This window comes from Winslowiella toletana, assembly GCF_032164335.1.
Classification (GTDB): domain Bacteria; phylum Pseudomonadota; class Gammaproteobacteria; order Enterobacterales; family Enterobacteriaceae; genus Erwinia; species Erwinia toletana_A.
The window spans coordinates 797,511-816,198 of record NZ_CP134152.1; the positions used below are offsets into that span (position 1 = coordinate 797,511).

Consider the following 18,688-nt stretch of genomic DNA (forward strand, 5'->3'; position numbering starts at 1 on the left):
AGGTGTTAATTGTTTATTATTAATATTACGGTAAAAGAAACGTTGTCACCTGAGCAGCATGAATCCCTGTTTATTCGTCATGCGCAATGGTTTAAACACTATTTCTCTGCAGGAAAATTTGTCATTGTCGGGCCTTATTCCGATCGGGAAAGAGCGGGTGTCATCATAGCCAACATCGACAATCATCATGAGCTGATAACCATTCTTGGTGAGGACTCCTATTATCCCGATCTGGCCACTTATGAGGTAAGTGAATTTTCCCCTAAAATGATTGCGGAGAACCTGCATCAGCTTCAGGAATTATGAGAAGAAGCAGATAACTGATTTGATTGACTGGAAAATAAGGATGGAATGGAAACCTGATTTATTGTCGAAGATTAATGCTGAAGATGATGTGAAAAGCTGTGAATCTTTAATCATCGTGAGATGCACAGACGTAAATAAAAGATTGGAGTCAATATGATAAAAAAAATGATACTGGCTTGCCTTGTGGCATTCTCTGGTGTTTCATCAGCGCTGGCGGTCACGCCAGCCTACTATGTTGCAGAATTTCAGCCTACCGATCGGGATGCAATCAAACCTTACAGTGCTCAGGTCGAAGCCACCTTTGTACCTTACGGCGGACGCTTTATTGTTCGCGGCGGTGAGCCCGATATTAAGGAAGGATTTGGTGCACAAGGTCGGCTGGTCATTATTGAGTTTGACAGTCTGAAACGCGCTCAGGACTGGTACAACTCTTCAGAGTATCAGAAAATTATACCACTACGTCATCGTGCCGGAAATTCTCGCACTTATATCGTTGAAGGTTTACCTGGGCAGGAACCTGATAGACCTTAAAAACGTCAACAATTCTCAACGTTATTTTGACCTGGCCGTTACAGGAGAAGTGAATGAGCTGGATTAACTTATGCAAGACTGCAAAATTCATTACGCTTATTGTTTTGTTTCTGATACCAGTCAGCAAAGCAATTGGCAATGACAAGACCAATATCAAAACGCTGGTTATCGTTTCTCATCCTTATCCGGAGAGATCTGTTTTAACTAAAGGGTTGCAGCAGGCCGCGGAAAGCGTGGAAGGCGTGACGGTGCGTAATCTTGAATCGATATATGGTTTTGACACCCGCAAAATAAATGGTGAAGAAGAGCGCCGGATAATGCGCGATCACTCACGTATCGTTTTTCTGTTCCCGACGCATTGGTTTAATATTACGCCGATGATGAAGGCCTGGCTCAATGATACCTGGGGTAGCGTCGGGCCGGGTTCATGGCAGGGAAAAGAGATGCTTGTTGTCAGCACTGCCGCTGGAGGCGCATCAACTTACGGAGAGGCGGGCAGAATCGGCGTTACGCTTGCTGATGTCTTTTTACCGATGAAAGCCAGCGCCCTGCATACCGGTATGACTTACCTGCCACCGCTGGTATTCCAGAATGCCAGTGGCAGTAATTTAGCGGAATATCAGCGCCAGCTTATTGAACGTCTGAAAATGTAAGCAGGCGGACACTTACTCTACAATCCATAATTAAATAAGGCACCTCGTGAAATATCTCATCGCTATGACGCTCTGCCTGCTGTTGGGTAGCCCAGCATTTGCCACCAGTACCATCCCATTGGATAAAGCCGTTATGAACATTTTTGAACTTGGCATTAAAACGGGAAAAAATCAGCAGTATGATGAAGTCGCCAGAAGCAATATTTCCTCCTCGGTCAGGAATGAAAGTGGCACATTGGCGATGTACTCACTCAAACGCAAAGATGACCTCAATCAGGCGTACATGATCGAAATTTACGCCAATGAGGAGGCTTATAAAAAACATCTGGACTCAGAACCCTATCAGGCATTTGTTGCCCAGGCGCCTGAAATCATAGAGCAGAAGCGTAAAAAAGATGTCGTACCGCAATTTCTTGGCGATAAGCGCATCACTCAAACGGAGAAGACGATAAATAACCTGGTTATTGTCGATGTGAAACCCAGCTATCAGCAGGCGTTTAAAAATATCGTCCTTCCGGAAATGGCTGAGTCCTTGCGTGTTGAAGATGGCGTGCTGGCTATGTATGCCGCAACCGATGCGAAAGATGAAAATCGCTGGTATTTCTATGAAATTTACGCCAGCGAAGCGGATTATCAACTGCACAGAGAGACGCCACACTTTCGCGCATATATTGAGCAAACGGCAGAAATGACAACCGGAAAAGAGTCCATTCCTGTTGTGCCAGTGTTTCTCAGAAATAAAGGCAAGCTGGCGTTTAGTGATCGCTAGCACCGGAGTTTCCGTCGGCACGCTCTACCAGAGAAAACCGCTTACCGGGTTAAAGGATGAAGTCGGGTTGTCCAGTGCGCTATCGGCTTCGCCGTTTAGGTTCAAAAAATCATCTTAGCGTAAAATATTTTTCATTTCCCGAATGGGCCTCTGTCGGCGCATCGACAAAAGGCGCAGAGGGTTTAAAAAACCTTTACAACCTTTACGCAAATCCCGCCATCTCGCTATCGACGAAACTTTCGCCTTTACGTATGATGGCGCCAATTTAACCCTGTTGAGTTTCATATGATGATTAGCCTTATCGCGGCTTTGGCAGCCGATCGTGTTATTGGTATGGAAAACGCGATGCCGTGGAATTTGCCTGCGGATCTAGCCTGGTTCAAACGTAATACCCTGAATAAACCGGTGATTATGGGCCGCCTGACCTGGGAATCGATCGGCCGTCCGTTGCCGAATCGCCAGAATATCGTGGTCAGTAGCCAGCCTGGCAACGCAGATGGCGTGACCTGGGTGGCGTCAATTGACGAAGCGATTAAAGCTGCCGGTGAGGCGGAAGAGATTATGGTGATTGGCGGCGGGCGTGTTTACGAACAGCTGCTGAGCCGTGCCGATCGCCTTTATCTGACCCATATCGACGCTGAAGTTGAGGGCGATACTCACTTCCCGGATTACGAGCCTGATGAGTGGGAGTCCAGTTTTAGCGAGTTCCACGATGCAGATGCCAATAATTCGCACAGCTACTGCTTTGAAATTCTCGAACGCCGTTAACGGCGAATAAATCGCTGCGTTTGCCTTTTGCCTACGCAGCGCTATTCAGCTTGTCGCGGTCAAACATTATGAGGTGGTATCAATCACTTCAAGATAGTAAATCATGGTCGCTGCGGGTGGAATCAGCGGTGGATTACCTTCTTCACCATAAGCCAGTTCCGGCGGCACCACCAGAGTGATCGCCCCCTTTTGACCTGCCAGATAAATCGCATCCTGAAACAGCGGCGGATAGGCGTTCAGCTGCTGCGAGATGACGCTGCCACTGCGACCACTGTCGCTGACCACCGTGCCGTCGACCAAACTTTCTCTGATCCGAATAGTGATTTTGTCTGATGGGGAAACCACTCCCCGGCTTTTCTGCTCAATTTTATAGTAAAAGCCGGCAGGCGCACGGTGAGTTCCCGCCCGCTTAATAAACTTTTCGACAAAAGCCGCTCCAGCTAACTGATGACGGGAGGAGAAAGCTTCGGTCGCCTCCTGTAACGTTGAGCCCACAGTAAAAAGCACGTCGTTCACTTCCTCTTCCGATAACCGGCTACGCTGCTCAAGAAAATCCTGAATGCCTGATAAAACCGTCTGATTATCGGTTTTGATATTCAACGCGCTGTTTCTCTTATTCATCTGCATGATATTGCGGCCAATCAGGATCCCGGCGGCGTAATCAGCTTTCATTTCGTCTGCCAGCGGGGTTAACACATTGTGGCGACTCGGCGCATCAGGCTGTAAATTCCGCGTCGGTAATGCGCTGCCCGTTATCGCGCCGGACAGCGGTGATATCACCGACAGCGCGGCAGAGAAAATGTCATGGCTGCTGATAAGCCCCGATGCTGGCCAGACAGCGGTTGGAAACAGCCCGAAGAGTAAATTTTTCTGCCTGGCCTGAGCGCTGTCCAGCGCGTTATTAAGTCGGCTTACTTCAAGCTGCAACTGTTTTATTTCTCGTGCAGATTGATCGCTCACCTGACTGATTTTTTTCTTAAGTTGCGCAATCTGCCGATTTCTTTCACGAATACTTGCTCTATCAGCAGGTCCGGTAAGCTTTTTTTCGATTAACGCCGGAGGTGCCGGGGCTTTGGGTAGTGGCTCTTTTTGCGTGGGTAAGAAACGCTTTTCATCAAAATTGTTGATCGAACGATGAGTCTCTCCCGGGCCCCATGAAAAGTCTCTGGCCGATGATTTTCCGCAGAACAGCAGCAGGAAAAGTGTCAGTAATATCAGGAAAGATGAGCTTTTTATACTGACCGCCTCAGCGGCAAAAAAATCCTTGCAGTAATAAATCATTTGAATGCTCTTTAATTAAATAACGTAATGTCGGCGTGTTTATTTAACCTGTGCAGACGGAGTTATTGATGAATAGTGTTTTCCGTCAATCTAAGACGTGAGTCAATTCACTCATCATCGCAGTATGCATAAAAAGTAATAATAAAATTAATGCTGGTCAATTTAAGCTTGTTAATAACACATTGCTAAAATGGAAATGGTCTTCCTGTATCAGCAAAAATAGACTGACGCCGTTCCTGTGAACTGGACTGTTTTCAGAGCAGGGTAATTTAAATGTCGATGATATGGGGAATGTAAAGATGAAATTTAAAACAACTTCAGCAATGCTGCTGGTGATGGGGGCGTTTTCCACAGGAGCGGCTCAGGCGAATGAAGGCAGCGGCAACGTCACTTTTAACGGCTCAATTATTAGTGCGCCATGCAGTATTGCGCCCGACTCTACCGATATTGATGTGAATATGGGCGCTGTCGCCGCGTCTGCGGTCAATGGCGGCAAAACCGCAACGCCGGTTCCTTTTGTGATAAATCTGAAAGACTGTACGGGTCAAAATTCCGTAGTGGTGAAATTCGGCGGCACCGCGGATCAGACCAATACCAACCTGCTGGCATTACAGGGTGGACATGCAACAGGCGCGGGCATCCAGCTGATGACCGGAAACGGCGATGCGATTAATCTTGGCGAAGACTCTCCGGAATTCGACCTGGATGCAGGTGACCAGACGTTGCGCCTACAGGCCGCGTTGAAAGGTAATTCAACCACGTCAGTGGCAGTGCCCGGTGCATTTACCAGCGTTGCGAACTTTACCCTCGCCTATAACTGATCACCGACCGTAGTGAGCGAATAGATATATTGAGTGATGATTTTATCGCTCAATATTATTCATGTGGGGTGAGGGCAATGCTAAAGATTTTCAGTTTCAGCATTATGATTTCAATGTTTTTGATCGTGTTAAATGTCAAGGCAGAGGAACCGACGCGGCAAGATGGATTGGTTCAGTTAGGAGGAGAGTTGATCGCTTCCAGCTGCGGGATTGATAACGACAGTGCGGAGCAAACCGTTGACTTTGGGCTACTGGCAATAACAACCAACAGAGCCGAATACAGCCAAAGCGTAGCAAACAGTCAAAAAAAATTTTATATCCGCCTGACACACTGCTCTGTCATGGAATTCAGTCAGATTAATAGCCAGCCATTTGATTTACTGCTTTCCGGCACGCCAAGTCATTATGACTCACGCTTGCTGGCAGCAAGTGGCGATGCCAGAGGTGTGGCAATTGAAATTCTTGATTCCGCGGGTCGGCTAATTCCTGTTGGAACGGCGGTTAATTTGCAGGATGTCATGATGAATAACAATTTACTGGCTTTCAATACCTCGCTGAGAGGCTTCGGTAATCAGGTTCGTGCCGGGACGATTGATGGTATGGCGCAATTCACCCTGAGATATTTTTAACCTGTCAGGCAGCTTTCCAGTTTGCATCATGCTCTGAGCGAAGACCACAGGCTTACCCAGAGATGTTTGGTCAGGAATAGATGGATATTAGCGATGGCGTCCTTATATACGAAAAAAAAACTACTTGCGGTTTGTGTCGCGTTACCATTCTGCGACAGCGATCCGGCCGAGGCTAATACCGAGTTCAATACTGCGGTATTAGATGTCAATGAGCGTAGCAGCATCGATTTAAGCCATTTTTCCAATGATGGGTATGTGCTGCCTGGCGAGTATCTGCTGGATATAAAAATAAATCGGGCAACGTTAAACCAGCGAATCATCAGTTTTCTCGCCGACCCGAATTCGGACAATCCGTCGCGCCTGTGTCTGCCATCAGATTTAATCAACAGAATGGCATTAAAAAAAGAAGCCAGCGAAAAAGTTACATACTGGAATAATGAAAAGTGTGCCGATCTCACGGCTCTGACTGGCGCATCCGTATCCAATAAAATTGGTGATGGCACATTACAAATTAGTATTCCGCAGGCGTGGATGAAATATTCCGATCCCGACTGGACGCCACCTGAACAGTGGGACCAGGGCATCCCAGGGTTACTGGCCGATTACAATCTCAGTGGGCAAATCGGTAAAAGATATGGCCACGGTGAAGCCCACAGCTCATACAACAGCTTCAGCAGCTACGGTACGCTGGGGGCAAATGCCGGCAACTGGCGGCTGCGCGCCGATTATCAGGCTTATTCTGCCCGTAATAAGCTGCAAAATAACAGCGAGTTTGCCTGGAATCAGATTTATGCCTTCCGCACATTGCCAGAACAGGCTGCTCGCCTGGCGGCCGGTGAACTCTATCTGGACTCTGATGTGTTCAGCAGTTTCCGTTACACCGGGGTGAGTTTACGCAGCGATGAGCGCATGCTGCCACCAAACTTGCAGGGTTATGCGCCTGAAGTTCGGGGTGTGGCAGACAGTAATGCGAAAGTGACTATTCTGCAGGAAGGGCGGGTGCTGTACGAAACAACAGTGCCGGCTGGCCCGTTCGTTATTCAGGATCTCAAAAGCTCGGTTCGCGGCCAGCTGGATGTCAGGATCGAAGAAGAAAATGGCAAAATTACGACCTTCCAGGTGAATACCGCTTCGTTACCTTATCTGACTCGCCCGGGCCAGATACGCTATAACACGGCGATAGGCTTGCCTTCCAACCGCGATCACCGCATCTACGGTTCGGGAATGGCGATGGGCGATTTTTCCTGGGGACTGACGAATTCATGGTCACTGTATGGCGGTACATTACTGGCCGGTAATTACAATGCGTTAACCACAGGCGTGGGGGTCGATCTGAAAGCATTAGGCGCGATGTCGCTGGATGCAACGCAATCTCTGGCTAAATTACCGGGGCGAGAGCGTGAGATGGGAACCTCGTTTAAAATTAACTATGCCAAACGCTTTGACACTTATAACAGCCAGATAAGTTTCGCCGGTTACCGCTTCTCACAACGAAAATATATGGATATGTCGCAGTATCTGGCGGCGCGTTATCAAAGTAATGATGACTATTCTCGTCGGGAAAAGCAGGCATATACCGTCTCGGCGAATAAGACTTTTTGGGCAAACGACCCGGCAAAAACCTTTACCACTTATCTGAGTTACAGCCACCAACAGTACTGGAACAGCGGTGCCCGGGAACGACTGGATTTCTCGGTCAGTAAATTCTTTGATGTCAGCAGCGTCAAAAATGTCTCGGTATCGTTAACTGCCTATAAGTCTAAATACTATGGATCAGATGATTATGGCGGCGCGTTAAATATCTCAATTCCACTGCAGGACCGACGTCGTGCCGGATATAACATGCAAGTTGCTAATCGTCATGTTACGCAAACCGCCTCATACGGTGATTATTCCGATGCAAATAATAGCTGGCAAGTGAATGCCGGGGTCGATCAGCGAGGCAAAGTGATTGGACGCGGATATTATAATCACGAGTCACCTTACGGCACGCTTAATATTAACTCGGCCTATCAGCAGGACAGTTACACTTCGATGAGTGGCACCTTACGTAGTGGTATAACCGCTACTGAACATGGCGCGGCGATACACCGCAATACTCTCAACGGTGCCAGCCGCATTATGGTGAGCACCGGAGAAGTCAGTGGCGTGCCAATTAATAATGGCCGGGCCAAAAGTAACCGTTTCGGCGTGGCAGTGGTGAGTGACGTCAACAGTTATTACGATACAACAACCCGTATTGATGTTAATAAGCTGGATGATGATGTTGAAGCGATGCGGGCTGTCGTTCAGGGAACACTGACTGAGGGCGCGATCGGTTATCGTAATTTTGATGTAGTGAAAGGGGAAAAAATGTTCGCCGTATTACGTACGGTTGAAGGAGTGGCACCGCCATTCGGCGCGATTGTATTAAATAAACAAGGTCGTGGCGTGTCAGTGGTCAATGATGATGGCAGCGTCTATTTAACTGGCGTAAAGCAGGAAGAAACATTAGATGTGGCATGGGGTGGCAGCAAAAAATGTCAGATTCGCGTACCGGCTAATTACAAGAGCATATCGCAACTTCTTTTACCGTGTGAATAACGTAAACTGGATTATTAACAATGCATTATATAGTGAAACTAAGCCTGTTGCTTTCAGGCATCTTTAGTGTCGGCCTGGTTCAGGCAGCACTGACACTGGATCGGACCCGTGTAATATTTGATGCCGATGAAAAGTCCATCAGTTTAAATGTCAGCAATGATAACAAAAAGCTGCCATTTTTAGCCCAGGCCTGGATTAAAGACAGTAATCATAACAAAGTGAGTTCTCCGCTGGTGGTATTACCGCCGTTGCAACGTATCAATATGGGTGAACGCAGCCTGGTGCGTATTGCACAGTCTGGCGGAGTCAGTGCATTACCACAGGATCGCGAAAGTTTATTTTATTTCAATTTGCGTGAGATTCCACCGCGACCAGAAAAATCTAATGTTATGCAAATCGCGCTACAAACTCAGATTAAGTTGTTCTGGCGGCCATCAGCCATTCGGGCTGAAAGAAATGCTGTCTGGCAGGATAAGCTTATATTCAAAAAAACAGCACAGGGTTTCACAGTGGAAAATCCCACGCCGTACTACGTCACTCTCACCACGATAAAGCGCCAGATGAAAAAAGACGGTGGTAAGGAGATGAAAGAATTCAGGCCACTCATGCTGGCGCCAAAGTCCAGTGAGAAAATAACTCTCCCGTCAACCGGACTGAACAGTTTTGTGGTGACTTATATTAACGATTACGGTGGGCATCCTGAACTCAAATTTGTCTGTGACAGTAACCAAATCTGTCGTGCCGGCAGTCATTAATAATACACTATGCAGGAGGCAATATTATGCGAGTTCAATTTTCTGTTATAAATATCATCCGGGCGGTGCTGCCGCTATTATGCGGATTACTGCCTGCCGCTGGGCAGGCGTCGTATAAGCCTAAAGAAATCGCACAACCTCGCAGTCAATTTGCCGAAACGGCCAAAGTGCATTTTGTCGGTGGGCTGCTCAGTACCCCTTGCGCGTTATCCGTGGAGTCAGAGCAGCAGTGGGTCGATCTCGGAAACACGCCCGCCAGCCAGTTTCGTCAGCAGGGCGATCGCGGCCCGGAGGTCAGGTTTAGCCTGAAGTTTCAGGATTGCCTGATGGGAGCCAGCAACTGGCAGCCAGCAGCAGAGCAGCTGCAATTCCCGGGCAGCACGTCAGGGTATAACAGTGGCGAGCAACTGGTGGCTTTTTCCTTTGCCGGAGTACCTGACGATCAGAACGCCGAGCTGCTTAAGCTTAATGGCGCTGTTGGGGTAGGCTTGCGCCTGCGTGATGCGCTATCCAGACCGCTGCCACTGAATCAGAAGATTAATAATGCTGTGCTCCAGCCCGGCGATAATACGCTGACCTTTAGTGCCAGCCTCGAGTCGACGGGGAAATTTGTTCAGGCAGATTATATCGATACGGTTGTTAACGTGAATATTTACTATTTTTAATGGGGGCAGTGGTGAAATTAAAACAATTGAGTCAGCTGTTGAGTATCGCGATGCTATATAGCGGATTGTCCACTGCGGCGGCGGCATTTGAGCAGGGAGAGGTTCGGCTGACCAATGGCACCCAAACCAGGGAGATAGAATTAACCGACAGCGATATCATTGATAACCGTCCCGGCGCAGAAGTCACGCGAACCTGGAGTGTCTCAGAAAGATATCCGGGGCAAGTTTACTGCGAGCAAGGCAGTATCCCCGCGCGAAAATCGATATTTTTTCAAACCACATCGGCGCTCCCTTCTTCTGATATCAACCCTGGATTTATGAAAATCAATGATTTTATTGATGTTAAAGTTGAAATCATCGTGGCGGGATACAACCAAAACTACTATGCAGTGCCATTCTTTGACGTCGACAATCTCGATCGGGATTATTATTGTCAGTCTTCTCCGCAGAATATTCATAATCCTTTTGAATCGGCCTCAAAGGGCAGGGTGACGTTTAAATTAAGAAAGAGCATTACCAATGGTGCGGTGATTGACGACCTGGAAACCTTCGATATGTTCGGACGCATGGATGGCGGAAATGGGCGTTATGGTAGTGAACCGATGTTTAAGGTGAAAATCAAAACCGCCATTATTGGCGTGCCGGAAAAATGTATCTTTAATGGTGGAAATCCCATTGAGGTTGATTTTGGTGATGTGGGTAATGAAGGGCTGGATGGCAGCCGTTATATCCAGGATCTACCGATTCAGTTTGTTTGCAGCGGTGGTGATTTCGATAACGGGTCCAGAAATATTCGGTTAACCATCAAAGGAATTGCCAGTGATTTTTCGAGCGATTACTTTAAAACCGATAAGCAAGATTTAGGCATCAGGCTGACCAGCAGCACAGGGACTGTCAGGCCAAATATTACTTATCCGGTGCAGAGTAACCAAAATAGTGGTAGTTGGCCGTTGCGTGCGGCACCGTTAGCAAAAACAGGTGCAAGCATTAGCGATGGGGAATTTAATGCCAGCGCCACCGTTATCGCCAGCTTTGATTAAGGAAATTCAGCAATGCAGAGCAGAATTATCAGCCTGATGGCAGTTATTATCTTTTTTACCACCCGTGCACAGGCAAATATTATTATGGAGGGCGGTGAGATCACCTTCAGTGGAAGAATCGTCTCTCAGCCCTGCGTGGTCGCTCCTGATTCAGAAGATATTGAAGTCGATATGGGCAGTATCAGCAGGCAAGATTTGCAGCAACATGGTAAAGGACAGACGAAGAACTTCACTATCCGGTTACTTAACTGCAGCGTGCCCACCGGCCAGTCGGTGGTGGTGACCTTTACCGGCAATGAGGACAGCAAGCTCCCCGGACGGCTGGCCGTGGTTGGCGATGCCGGTGGAGCGGCCATCCGTTTGCTGAATCAGGATGGAAGCGCGATCGGTATTAATAATCCGGCGCAGGGGATTAGCCTGCAAGACGACGAAAACATCCTGAATTTCGGCGCCTATCTGGAAGCGCAACCCGCGACGGAAGTGGTGGCAGGAAACTACAGCGCCAACGCAAACTTTCTCTTACGTTATCCGTGATAACAATGAGTAAAGTTTCGGATTTCCGCAGGTTAAAGTGTAGTTAGCCAGCGTTCAATCGCCTGAGAGCATCACAATGGCGATAATAGCCGGGTCGATTAGCGATGTCATTAGTATCAGTCTAAAGACAATATCAAATAATACTTATCACCAGGGTTAATGATAATGAGTGAAATCGTCTTTAATGAACGTGATGGTGTTGAGTTTGATCCTCTTTACAATGAAATTTTATTTATTTTGGCTGAATATGATAATTCAATCGATCCGTTAAATGATCAGCAGGCGGTAGAGCAGATCAACTGGCTGGATATCAGAGAAAAGAGTGAGCGCTTATTAATGGCTTGCAATGACCTGCGGGTAATTATTTGGTTTATGCGCGCCGGGTTTCATACTCTGGGGGTCGCTGCTCTCTGGCAAGGTATTAAGTTAATTGATGACCTGCTGACCGCAAAAGAAAAAATTTATCCACTGTTGGCGGATGAACCTGAAGGCAGCGGCCATGCTGCGGCATTAGGATGGTTATCTACGCCCTCCTGCCTGTCTGATTTAAAAAAGACCAGGTTATCAGCAGACATTGGTTTAACGTTTGAAGCGCTGCATGAAAACGCGCTGCACAGCGCGGATTCAACCATCGGTTTCGCCGAGCTTATTGTGATGCTTGATAATGCCGACAGTTATTATCAGGCACAAAATATGCCTGTATTATTTAACCAGTTAGTATTTGCTGGTGACGCGCTGGAGCGAATTGAACAATATGCCAATCAAAGCAGCGATGGCTATCTGCTGGAATGCAGGAATCTTCGACTGGCAATCAGCAAACTGGCCGCGCAGTTATCCGGGCTTAATCTTGCTGTTGAAAAACCGTTTTCCGATGCTGTTTACGACGATAACTCGCTTGCAGATATCGCGCAGGTCACTGCTGATAATGCCCGATTTGATGGAAAAATCAGAACGCGGCAGGAAGCGATTTTAATGCTGGATAAAATTATTGATTATTTTAAAACCTATGAGCCGAGTCATCCCGCGCCTATTTTTATCCGGCGCTCGCAGAAAATGATCGGCATGGAGTTTGAAAATATTGTTGAAGAATTAATGCCGGATGCCATGAGCTCTCTTAAGCAGTTTATTGGCAATTAATGGCATCAGGCTATCAGGGAGTGAATTATGGCAAAAGATACAAGTTCGCAAAAGTTTATAGGTAAGAACAATGCTCCTCGCGTACAAATTGAATACGATGTGGAGATTTATGGTTCGCAGAAAAAGGTTGAACTGCCGTTTGTCACCGGCGTGATGGCCGATTTATCGGGCCATCGGGTAGAGCCTCTGGCTGCTGTTGCCGATCGTAAGTTTCTCACCTTCGATCAGGACAACTTCGATTCGCGTATGCGCGCAATTAAGCCACGGCTGGCGTTGAATGTTAACAGTACTCTTGATGACGACAACGATACCTTGCTGAATATTGAGCTTGAGTTCGAATCGATGGACGATTTTTCTCCAGGCGCTATTGCTAAAAACGTGCCGGAACTGACTCGCTTACTGGAAACCCGCACCCGCTTAGCAGAGCTGATTACCTATATGGATGGTAAAGCCAGTGCTGAAGAGGTGATTAAAAATCTGCTCGAAGATCCTGAGTTTCTGCATCGTGTGGCGCATCAGAATAAAAAACCGCTTAATGGCCCCAATCTTAATGCCGGAACGGAAGGGAAACCGGAGGAGCAAGCATGATGGAGAATATGTATGCACCGGCGAGTATCAGCACCGTTGAGCTGGACGCGGAGCACGATGAGAATCATCTGGATCAAATTTTAAAACGTTCTTTCCGTCCACGCACCGATGAAGCCAGTGATGCGGTGCGCCGTGCGGTCAGTACGCTGATGGATTATGCCAGCAGTAATAAGATGACGGTCAGCCGTGATGTCGTGCTTACCGTTGAGTCACTGATTGCCGAAATTGATGACAAGATCGGTCGCCAGGTGAATGAAATTCTGCATCATGCTGAATTTCAGAAGCTGGAATCATCGTGGCGCGGGCTTGATTATCTGGTGACCAATACTGAAGCGAATGAGCATCTTAAAATTCGCGTACTCAATATCAACAAAGATGAACTGGCACGTAATTTACGCCGCTATCGCGGTGCTGCATGGGATCAAAGTCCGATTTTCAAACAGATTTATGAGTACGAATATGGCCAGTTTGGTGGCGAGCCTTTTGGCTGCCTGATCGGAGATTTTGAGTTTGACCATAGTCAACAGAGTGTTTCACTGCTGACCGAAATGGCGAAAATTGCCGCGGCTTCACATTGCCCGTTTGTCTCTTCTGCCTCACCGTCACTGATGCAGATGAGCCACTGGAACGAACTGGCTAATCCACGTGATATCGGCAAAATTTTCTCCACGCCGGAATATGCGGCATGGCGCAGTCTGCGTGCGAGCAATGACTCACGTTATCTGGTGCTGACACTGCCCCGGTTTTTATCACGCCTGCCGTATGGTGCGATGGCTAATCCAGTGGAAGAGTTCGCCTTTGAAGAGACGGTGCGCCCTGAAAGGGTTGAGGATTTTGCCTGGGCGAACTCCGCTTATGCGATGGGCGTTAATATTAACCGGGCTTTCCATCAATATGGCTGGTGCTCGCGTATTCGCGGCATTGAGTCTGGTGGTGGTGTTGAAGAGCTGCCAGCCTATGCCTTCCCTTCAGATGAAGGCAGCTATGAGCTGATTTGCCCGACTGAAGTCGCGATTTCGGATCGCCGTGAGCATGAGCTTTCAGAAGCCGGTTTCTTGCCGCTGGTCTATCGTAAGAATACTGATTTCGCGGCCTTTATTGGCTCCGGAACGCTGCATCAGGCGGCAACCTATGATGATCCTGATGCCAGCGCTAACGCAAAATTGTCAGCGCGCTTGCCCTATATTTTTGCCACCTGTCGTTTCGCGCATTATCTGAAATGTATTGTGCGCGACAAAATCGGTTCTTTCCGCTCACGTGCAGATATGCAGAGCTGGCTTAATGACTGGTTGATGAATTATGTTGATGGCGATCCGTCAATTTCAACCGAAGCCACCAAAGCAATGCGCCCACTGTCGGCCGCAGAAGTGAATGTGGAAGAAGTCCCTGAGGATCCGGGTTATTACCGTGCGCATTTTTATTTGCGTCCGCACTATCAGTTAGAGGGCATGACCGTTTCATTACGGCTGGTCTCTAAATTACCTTCAGCCAGAGCGGATGTGCGAATCTAAATATAATCCTGCTTGATAAACTCATTATTTTATCTTTTTATTTCCGGATTAATTTTACGGTCAGTGTCATTTAATTAATTAACCGATAGTTTTACTTTTATATTTTTTCTATTGACGTGTGCGCTTTGAATCAGTGGTTATGTGAGTTGTTAATATCTTAAGGAGAAGTAGATGGCTTCAAGTAAGTTCGATGAAAATATGTCTGGATTAGTAGACTACTTTCTGAAAATAGAGGGTGTGGACGGTGAGTCGCAGGACAGAAAATATAATGGCTGGATTCAGCTGCAAGCCTGGCAGTGGGCGCAGGAGAACTCTGGTCGCCTGGCTCATGGCAGTGGCGGCGGTGCCGGCAAAGTCAATATGAGCGATTTTGAATTTCGCATGGCAAGCAACAAAGCGTCTCCGAAATTATTCCAGCTGTGTGCAACCGGTGAACATATTAAGCAAGCCCAGCTTGTCTGCCGTAAAGCCGGTAGCGGACAGCAGGACTTTATGACCATCACCTTTAAGCAGTGCCTGGTCTCTTCTTATCGCGTAGTGGGCAATATGCCGCTGGGTATCGGTGCAGCAGCAGGAAACGATATGGTGCTGCCAACCGAAATGCTGAGCCTGAACTTCGCGCAAATTGAAATTGAATACCGCGAGCAGAATGCAGACGGCACCATGGGGCCAGTAATCAAGGCCGGTTACGACCTGAAAGCAAACACCCGCATTTAATGGTAACAGACTGACCGGCTGGCTTTTTCAGCTGGTCAATTATTCAGGAGCGTAATAGTGAAAACGTCACTGCCCGCCATTTTCGATAAATTAAGTTCGCGCAGTGATAAACGAAAAGGTGGAAACTGGCGGGAGATATTATTACGTGACATCGAATGCCTGTTAAATGATGCCTCGCGCGGTGCGGACTTAAAACTTTCCGCCGGATCGAATGCGGAATCATCGGTAATTAATTTTGGATTACCTTCACTGAGTAAAAGAATTCCCATTGATATCGACCCGATATTACTGGCAAAACATATTCAGCGGATTATCTCGACATTTGAGCCAAGGCTGGACTCCCGAAGTATAAAAGTTATTCCGTTAATTGATGGCGAGCAGTGCTATGTACTGGCAATTCTGTTTGATATCTACGGGGTCTGCCTGTTCGCAGAAGGAGAGGAAAGAGTCAATCTGCGCATTGCTCTGGATTATTCATGTGGCGCAGTACGTGTTTTTAAATAATAAAGGGTTGAATAATGCTGAGTGCGCGTTTTCTGGATCGTTACAATGAGGAGCTGCGCTTTTTGCGTGAGTCCGGCATGCAGTTTGCCGAGCGACACCCTCAAATTGCCCGGCATTTAGGTATGCATGCCGACGGCATTCAGGATCCTTTTATTGAACGCCTGTTGGAAGGTACGGCATTTCTCAGCAGCCGGGTGCATGAACGCATTGATAATGAATATCCTGAGTTTGCATTGCAGATGCTCTCTCGTCTGGCACCGCTTTGGTATACGCCGATGCCGGCGATTGCTACCGTTGATTTGTCGCCAGATTTGACCTCACCGCAATGGCAAAGTAGCGCCATATTGCCCAAAGGCAGCGTACTCAAACTTAGCGACAGCACACTCAATAATAAACCGGCCATTTTCACCACCGGGCGTACAGTTAACCTGCAACCGGTCACGATTTCCGAAGCTGAATGCTCGACTACCCTCGCTACGCGACTGCCGGATGCGGTCGCCAGTCTGTTACAGGGGACGCCAGCGTGTATCCGTCTGAAACTGACCACGCACGGCGTTAAAGCCCTGTCTGGGATCGGTTTTGACCCGCTACATCTGTCATTTACCGGCGATGCAGTGCGGGCGAATCAGTTACTCAGCGCGCTGCTCAGCCAGTGTCGACACGTGGTGCTGTGGGCTAAAAATAGCGTATTGCCGGTGGTACAACGTCTGAATCCGACAGCTTTGCAGCCTGGCGGAGTGAAAGAGACCGAGTCATTGCTGCCTGGCAGTATCGGTGAATTACCCGGTAGCCGTTTGCTGCGCGAATATTTTGCCGCGCCTTCGCGTTTTTACAGCGTTGAACTGCATCAGCTGAATGCTTTCCTTGCGCAGTGCCGGAATCTGCATGAATTTGAGATCGTCTTTGCCCTGGAGCAGTTGCCTTACAGCTTAGTCGATCGTATTAGCGCCAGGGACTTCAGCCTGTTTGCCACACCGGTCATCAACCTCTATTCGCGTCGTTGCGATCCCGTGGTTTTTGATGCGGATCGTACTGAACATCAGTTGATAGTGGATCGTCTCAATCCCGCACAGTATGAAGTCCATCACCTTAGTCAGGTGCAGGGGACGCTGAAAGATGGCACCAGCCTGCAGTTTTCCACGCTACCGGAAGAGGTCTGTTTCGACCAGCATCAACCGCAGGCGGGGTATGCCGTGCGCCGTAAAGCGATTCGCTATGACAAAAAATATAAAAAGTCAGCTTTTGGCCACAATGAACTGTTTATCACGCTCTCTTCAGGAAGCTCGGGGGTATCGCTGGATGAAGTTAAGTCGCTATCGGTCAATGCCATGATTTGCGATCGTCACCTGTTCCCGGAGCAGTTACAGAACCCGGTTTTCCATGCGGAAGTGGCGCTGCCGGTGAAACAGATCGGTTTACTGCGGCCGCCTTCGTTACCGCGACCTGTCCCGGATATCAGTCTGGTGTGGCAGGCGGTGCAGATGGTATCCGTCAATCCGCTGCGCTATGCCCGGCCGCAGGTGATCAATGCTGCCGCACTGCTGCGCAGCTGGTTAACCCTGTTTGCCTGGCCGGATGATGTCAGCCACAGCAAACGCATTGCCAGCCTGGCTGAGGCCGAGTTTTTACACTGTTTCGAACATTATCGGGGCGCAGGCCCGATTGCCTGGAATCGTGGCGTAGCGGCACGATTAAATCTGCGTGGCGATCATCATGCCGATCAGGGCGCATTTTTGTTCGGACGTATCGTTCATTATGCCCTGTCTGAATATTGCCAGCTCAACCAGACGTTACGTATGTCGCTGAATATTGATGGCGAGTCAGCGGCCCAATGGGGGCCGCTGGGCAATGATGTATAGAATCGATCCGCTTTATCCCAGCGAGATTTGTTATCACAGCCCGCTGACGGCGAAATCCGTCGCGGACGGTGTGATTTCTCAGCGGGTTGTGCCCTTTAGCGGGCTGTCGAACCGGCAGAACTTTTTTGAGGTGCTGCGGCGAATCGAACGTGACAGCGCGATGCCAGTCCGTCTGGGGGATGTGAATCAGCGGGCTTATCTGGATTTACGCATTATCCAGCCTGCGGATATGTCTTTCGCTACCCGCGAGGTGGTTGATATCAGCCACGCGCGGCAGGATAACCATCCGACGCAAATATTCATTATCTGTCGCCATTTCGGCTTATTTGCCCCTTACGGGCCGTTACCGATTCATATTACCGAGCATGCGCGACAAGAGTTGCTGGTGCAGCGCAGTGGCGCATTCGAGGCGTTTATTAACATCCTCAGCCAGCGGCTGGCGCTATTTCACTACCGCGCCTGGGCGCAACTGAATGTCGCGATAGGGCATGAAAAGCCATCGCTGAATTCGTTTTTGCTGCACCTGAAACAGCTGGGCGGATTAAGTGAAATTCTTGAGGTTGATCAGCATGTGCAGCGAGTGAGAAGCCGGTTTTGTGCCGCTTATCTACCAGGACGTCGCGGGCTAAATACATTGTGCCAGATCCTTAAGCACTATTTTGCCGTACCGATATCGCTGATACCCCGCCATGCCCGCTGGATTGATGATATGCAGGGCGAGGTGCATCAGCGTCTGGGCTACCTGGGAAAGACGCGGGTGGGAAAGCGTTTTTATGATGTTCAGCACCAGGTCAAGTTGGTGATTGGCCCGTTAACGTCACCCGAGTATATGGCGTTCCAGCGCGGCAGTCAGAAGCTGAAAGCATTAGTCGCTATCAGCCAGGATTATGTCGAACATCAGTTGTTGTTTGAGATCGACTTAATTATTGAAACCACACCTGAAATATCGGGATTGTTAGGCAAAGCTCGCTTGGGCAAGGATGGATGGCTTAAAGCGACTCGCGGCTATTTTATAAAAAATTTATGTTAGCGACAGG

The 18,688-nt window shown here is 48.4% G+C and carries 20 protein-coding genes; 19 read left to right on the plus strand and 1 reads right to left on the minus strand.

Annotation, left to right across the window (positions count from 1 at the left end; all coding sequences use genetic code 11):
• Positions 1–9: 9 nt before the first annotated feature.
• The 5 genes from RIN69_RS03665 (at position 10) to folA (ending at position 3,027) form a co-directional block, all read left to right on the plus strand.
• The gene (locus RIN69_RS03665; protein ID WP_313855644.1) at positions 10–306 is read left to right on the plus strand and encodes a YciI family protein; all 297 of its coding nucleotides are present in this window, start codon (positions 10–12) and stop codon (positions 304–306) included.
• A gap of 153 nt (positions 307–459) precedes the next feature.
• Positions 460–837, plus strand: a complete 378-nt coding sequence (locus tag RIN69_RS03670; protein WP_313855645.1) for a DUF1330 domain-containing protein — start codon at positions 460–462, stop codon at positions 835–837.
• 53 nt (positions 838–890) lie between these two features.
• Positions 891–1,490, plus strand: coding sequence for an NAD(P)H-dependent oxidoreductase (locus RIN69_RS03675; protein WP_313855646.1), 600 nt, complete (start codon positions 891–893; stop codon positions 1,488–1,490).
• Between the two features lie 46 nt (positions 1,491–1,536).
• A complete protein-coding gene (locus tag RIN69_RS03680; protein WP_313855647.1) occupies positions 1,537–2,259 on the plus strand; it encodes a putative quinol monooxygenase in 723 nt (240 codons plus the stop codon).
• Between the two features lie 288 nt (positions 2,260–2,547).
• Positions 2,548–3,027, plus strand: a complete 480-nt coding sequence (gene folA, locus RIN69_RS03685) for a type 3 dihydrofolate reductase (protein WP_313857585.1) — start codon at positions 2,548–2,550, stop codon at positions 3,025–3,027.
• A 66-nt stretch (positions 3,028–3,093) separates the two neighbouring features.
• Here the strand turns inward: folA and RIN69_RS03690 are convergent, their stop codons facing one another.
• A complete protein-coding gene (locus tag RIN69_RS03690) occupies positions 3,094–3,987 on the minus strand; it encodes an FKBP-type peptidyl-prolyl cis-trans isomerase N-terminal domain-containing protein (RefSeq protein WP_313855649.1) in 894 nt (297 codons plus the stop codon).
• Positions 3,988–4,607: 620 nt separating this feature from the next.
• Here RIN69_RS03690 and RIN69_RS03695 point away from each other — a divergent pair.
• From RIN69_RS03695 to tssG, 14 genes are all read left to right on the plus strand, one after another.
• Entirely contained in the window at positions 4,608–5,129 is a 522-nt protein-coding gene (locus RIN69_RS03695) for a fimbrial protein (RefSeq protein ID WP_313855650.1), read from the plus strand.
• Between the two features lie 77 nt (positions 5,130–5,206).
• Complete coding sequence (locus tag RIN69_RS03700; RefSeq protein ID WP_313855651.1) at positions 5,207–5,758, plus strand: fimbrial protein; 552 nt, start codon at positions 5,207–5,209, stop codon at positions 5,756–5,758.
• A gap of 93 nt (positions 5,759–5,851) precedes the next feature.
• Positions 5,852–8,341 carry a fimbria/pilus outer membrane usher protein gene (locus RIN69_RS03705; RefSeq protein ID WP_313855652.1) on the plus strand — a complete coding sequence of 830 codons (2,490 nt, stop codon included), beginning with the start codon at positions 5,852–5,854 and terminating at the stop codon, positions 8,339–8,341.
• A gap of 20 nt (positions 8,342–8,361) precedes the next feature.
• The gene (locus RIN69_RS03710) at positions 8,362–9,096 is read left to right on the plus strand and encodes a fimbrial biogenesis chaperone (RefSeq protein WP_313855653.1); all 735 of its coding nucleotides are present in this window, start codon (positions 8,362–8,364) and stop codon (positions 9,094–9,096) included.
• A 26-nt stretch (positions 9,097–9,122) separates the two neighbouring features.
• A complete protein-coding gene (locus RIN69_RS03715) occupies positions 9,123–9,761 on the plus strand; it encodes a fimbrial protein (RefSeq protein WP_313855654.1) in 639 nt (212 codons plus the stop codon).
• A gap of 11 nt (positions 9,762–9,772) precedes the next feature.
• On the plus strand, positions 9,773–10,801 hold the full coding sequence (locus RIN69_RS03720; RefSeq protein ID WP_313855655.1) for a fimbrial protein: 1,029 nt from the start codon (positions 9,773–9,775) through the stop codon (positions 10,799–10,801).
• A gap of 12 nt (positions 10,802–10,813) precedes the next feature.
• A complete protein-coding gene (locus tag RIN69_RS03725) occupies positions 10,814–11,335 on the plus strand; it encodes a fimbrial protein (protein WP_313855656.1) in 522 nt (173 codons plus the stop codon).
• Positions 11,336–11,500: 165 nt separating this feature from the next.
• Positions 11,501–12,472 carry a type VI secretion system protein TssA gene (locus RIN69_RS03730; RefSeq protein WP_313855657.1) on the plus strand — a complete coding sequence of 324 codons (972 nt, stop codon included), beginning with the start codon at positions 11,501–11,503 and terminating at the stop codon, positions 12,470–12,472.
• Between the two features lie 27 nt (positions 12,473–12,499).
• On the plus strand, positions 12,500–13,060 hold the full coding sequence (gene tssB, locus RIN69_RS03735) for a type VI secretion system contractile sheath small subunit (RefSeq protein ID WP_313855659.1): 561 nt from the start codon (positions 12,500–12,502) through the stop codon (positions 13,058–13,060).
• A gap of 8 nt (positions 13,061–13,068) precedes the next feature.
• Positions 13,069–14,571, plus strand: a complete 1,503-nt coding sequence (gene tssC / locus RIN69_RS03740; RefSeq protein WP_390902525.1) for a type VI secretion system contractile sheath large subunit — start codon at positions 13,069–13,071, stop codon at positions 14,569–14,571.
• A 198-nt stretch (positions 14,572–14,769) separates the two neighbouring features.
• Complete coding sequence (locus RIN69_RS03745) at positions 14,770–15,288, plus strand: Hcp family type VI secretion system effector (protein WP_313857588.1); 519 nt, start codon at positions 14,770–14,772, stop codon at positions 15,286–15,288.
• A gap of 57 nt (positions 15,289–15,345) precedes the next feature.
• Positions 15,346–15,792 (plus strand): type VI secretion system baseplate subunit TssE, encoded by a 447-nt coding sequence (locus RIN69_RS03750; RefSeq protein ID WP_313855660.1) that lies wholly within the window; start codon positions 15,346–15,348, stop codon positions 15,790–15,792.
• A 14-nt stretch (positions 15,793–15,806) separates the two neighbouring features.
• Positions 15,807–17,651, plus strand: a complete 1,845-nt coding sequence (gene tssF / locus RIN69_RS03755) for a type VI secretion system baseplate subunit TssF (RefSeq protein WP_313855662.1) — start codon at positions 15,807–15,809, stop codon at positions 17,649–17,651.
• Positions 17,641–18,681, plus strand: coding sequence for a type VI secretion system baseplate subunit TssG (gene tssG, locus RIN69_RS03760; protein ID WP_313855664.1), 1,041 nt, complete (start codon positions 17,641–17,643; stop codon positions 18,679–18,681). The genes tssF and tssG overlap by 11 nt, the downstream gene beginning before the upstream one ends.
• The last annotated feature ends 7 nt before the right edge of the window (positions 18,682–18,688 follow it).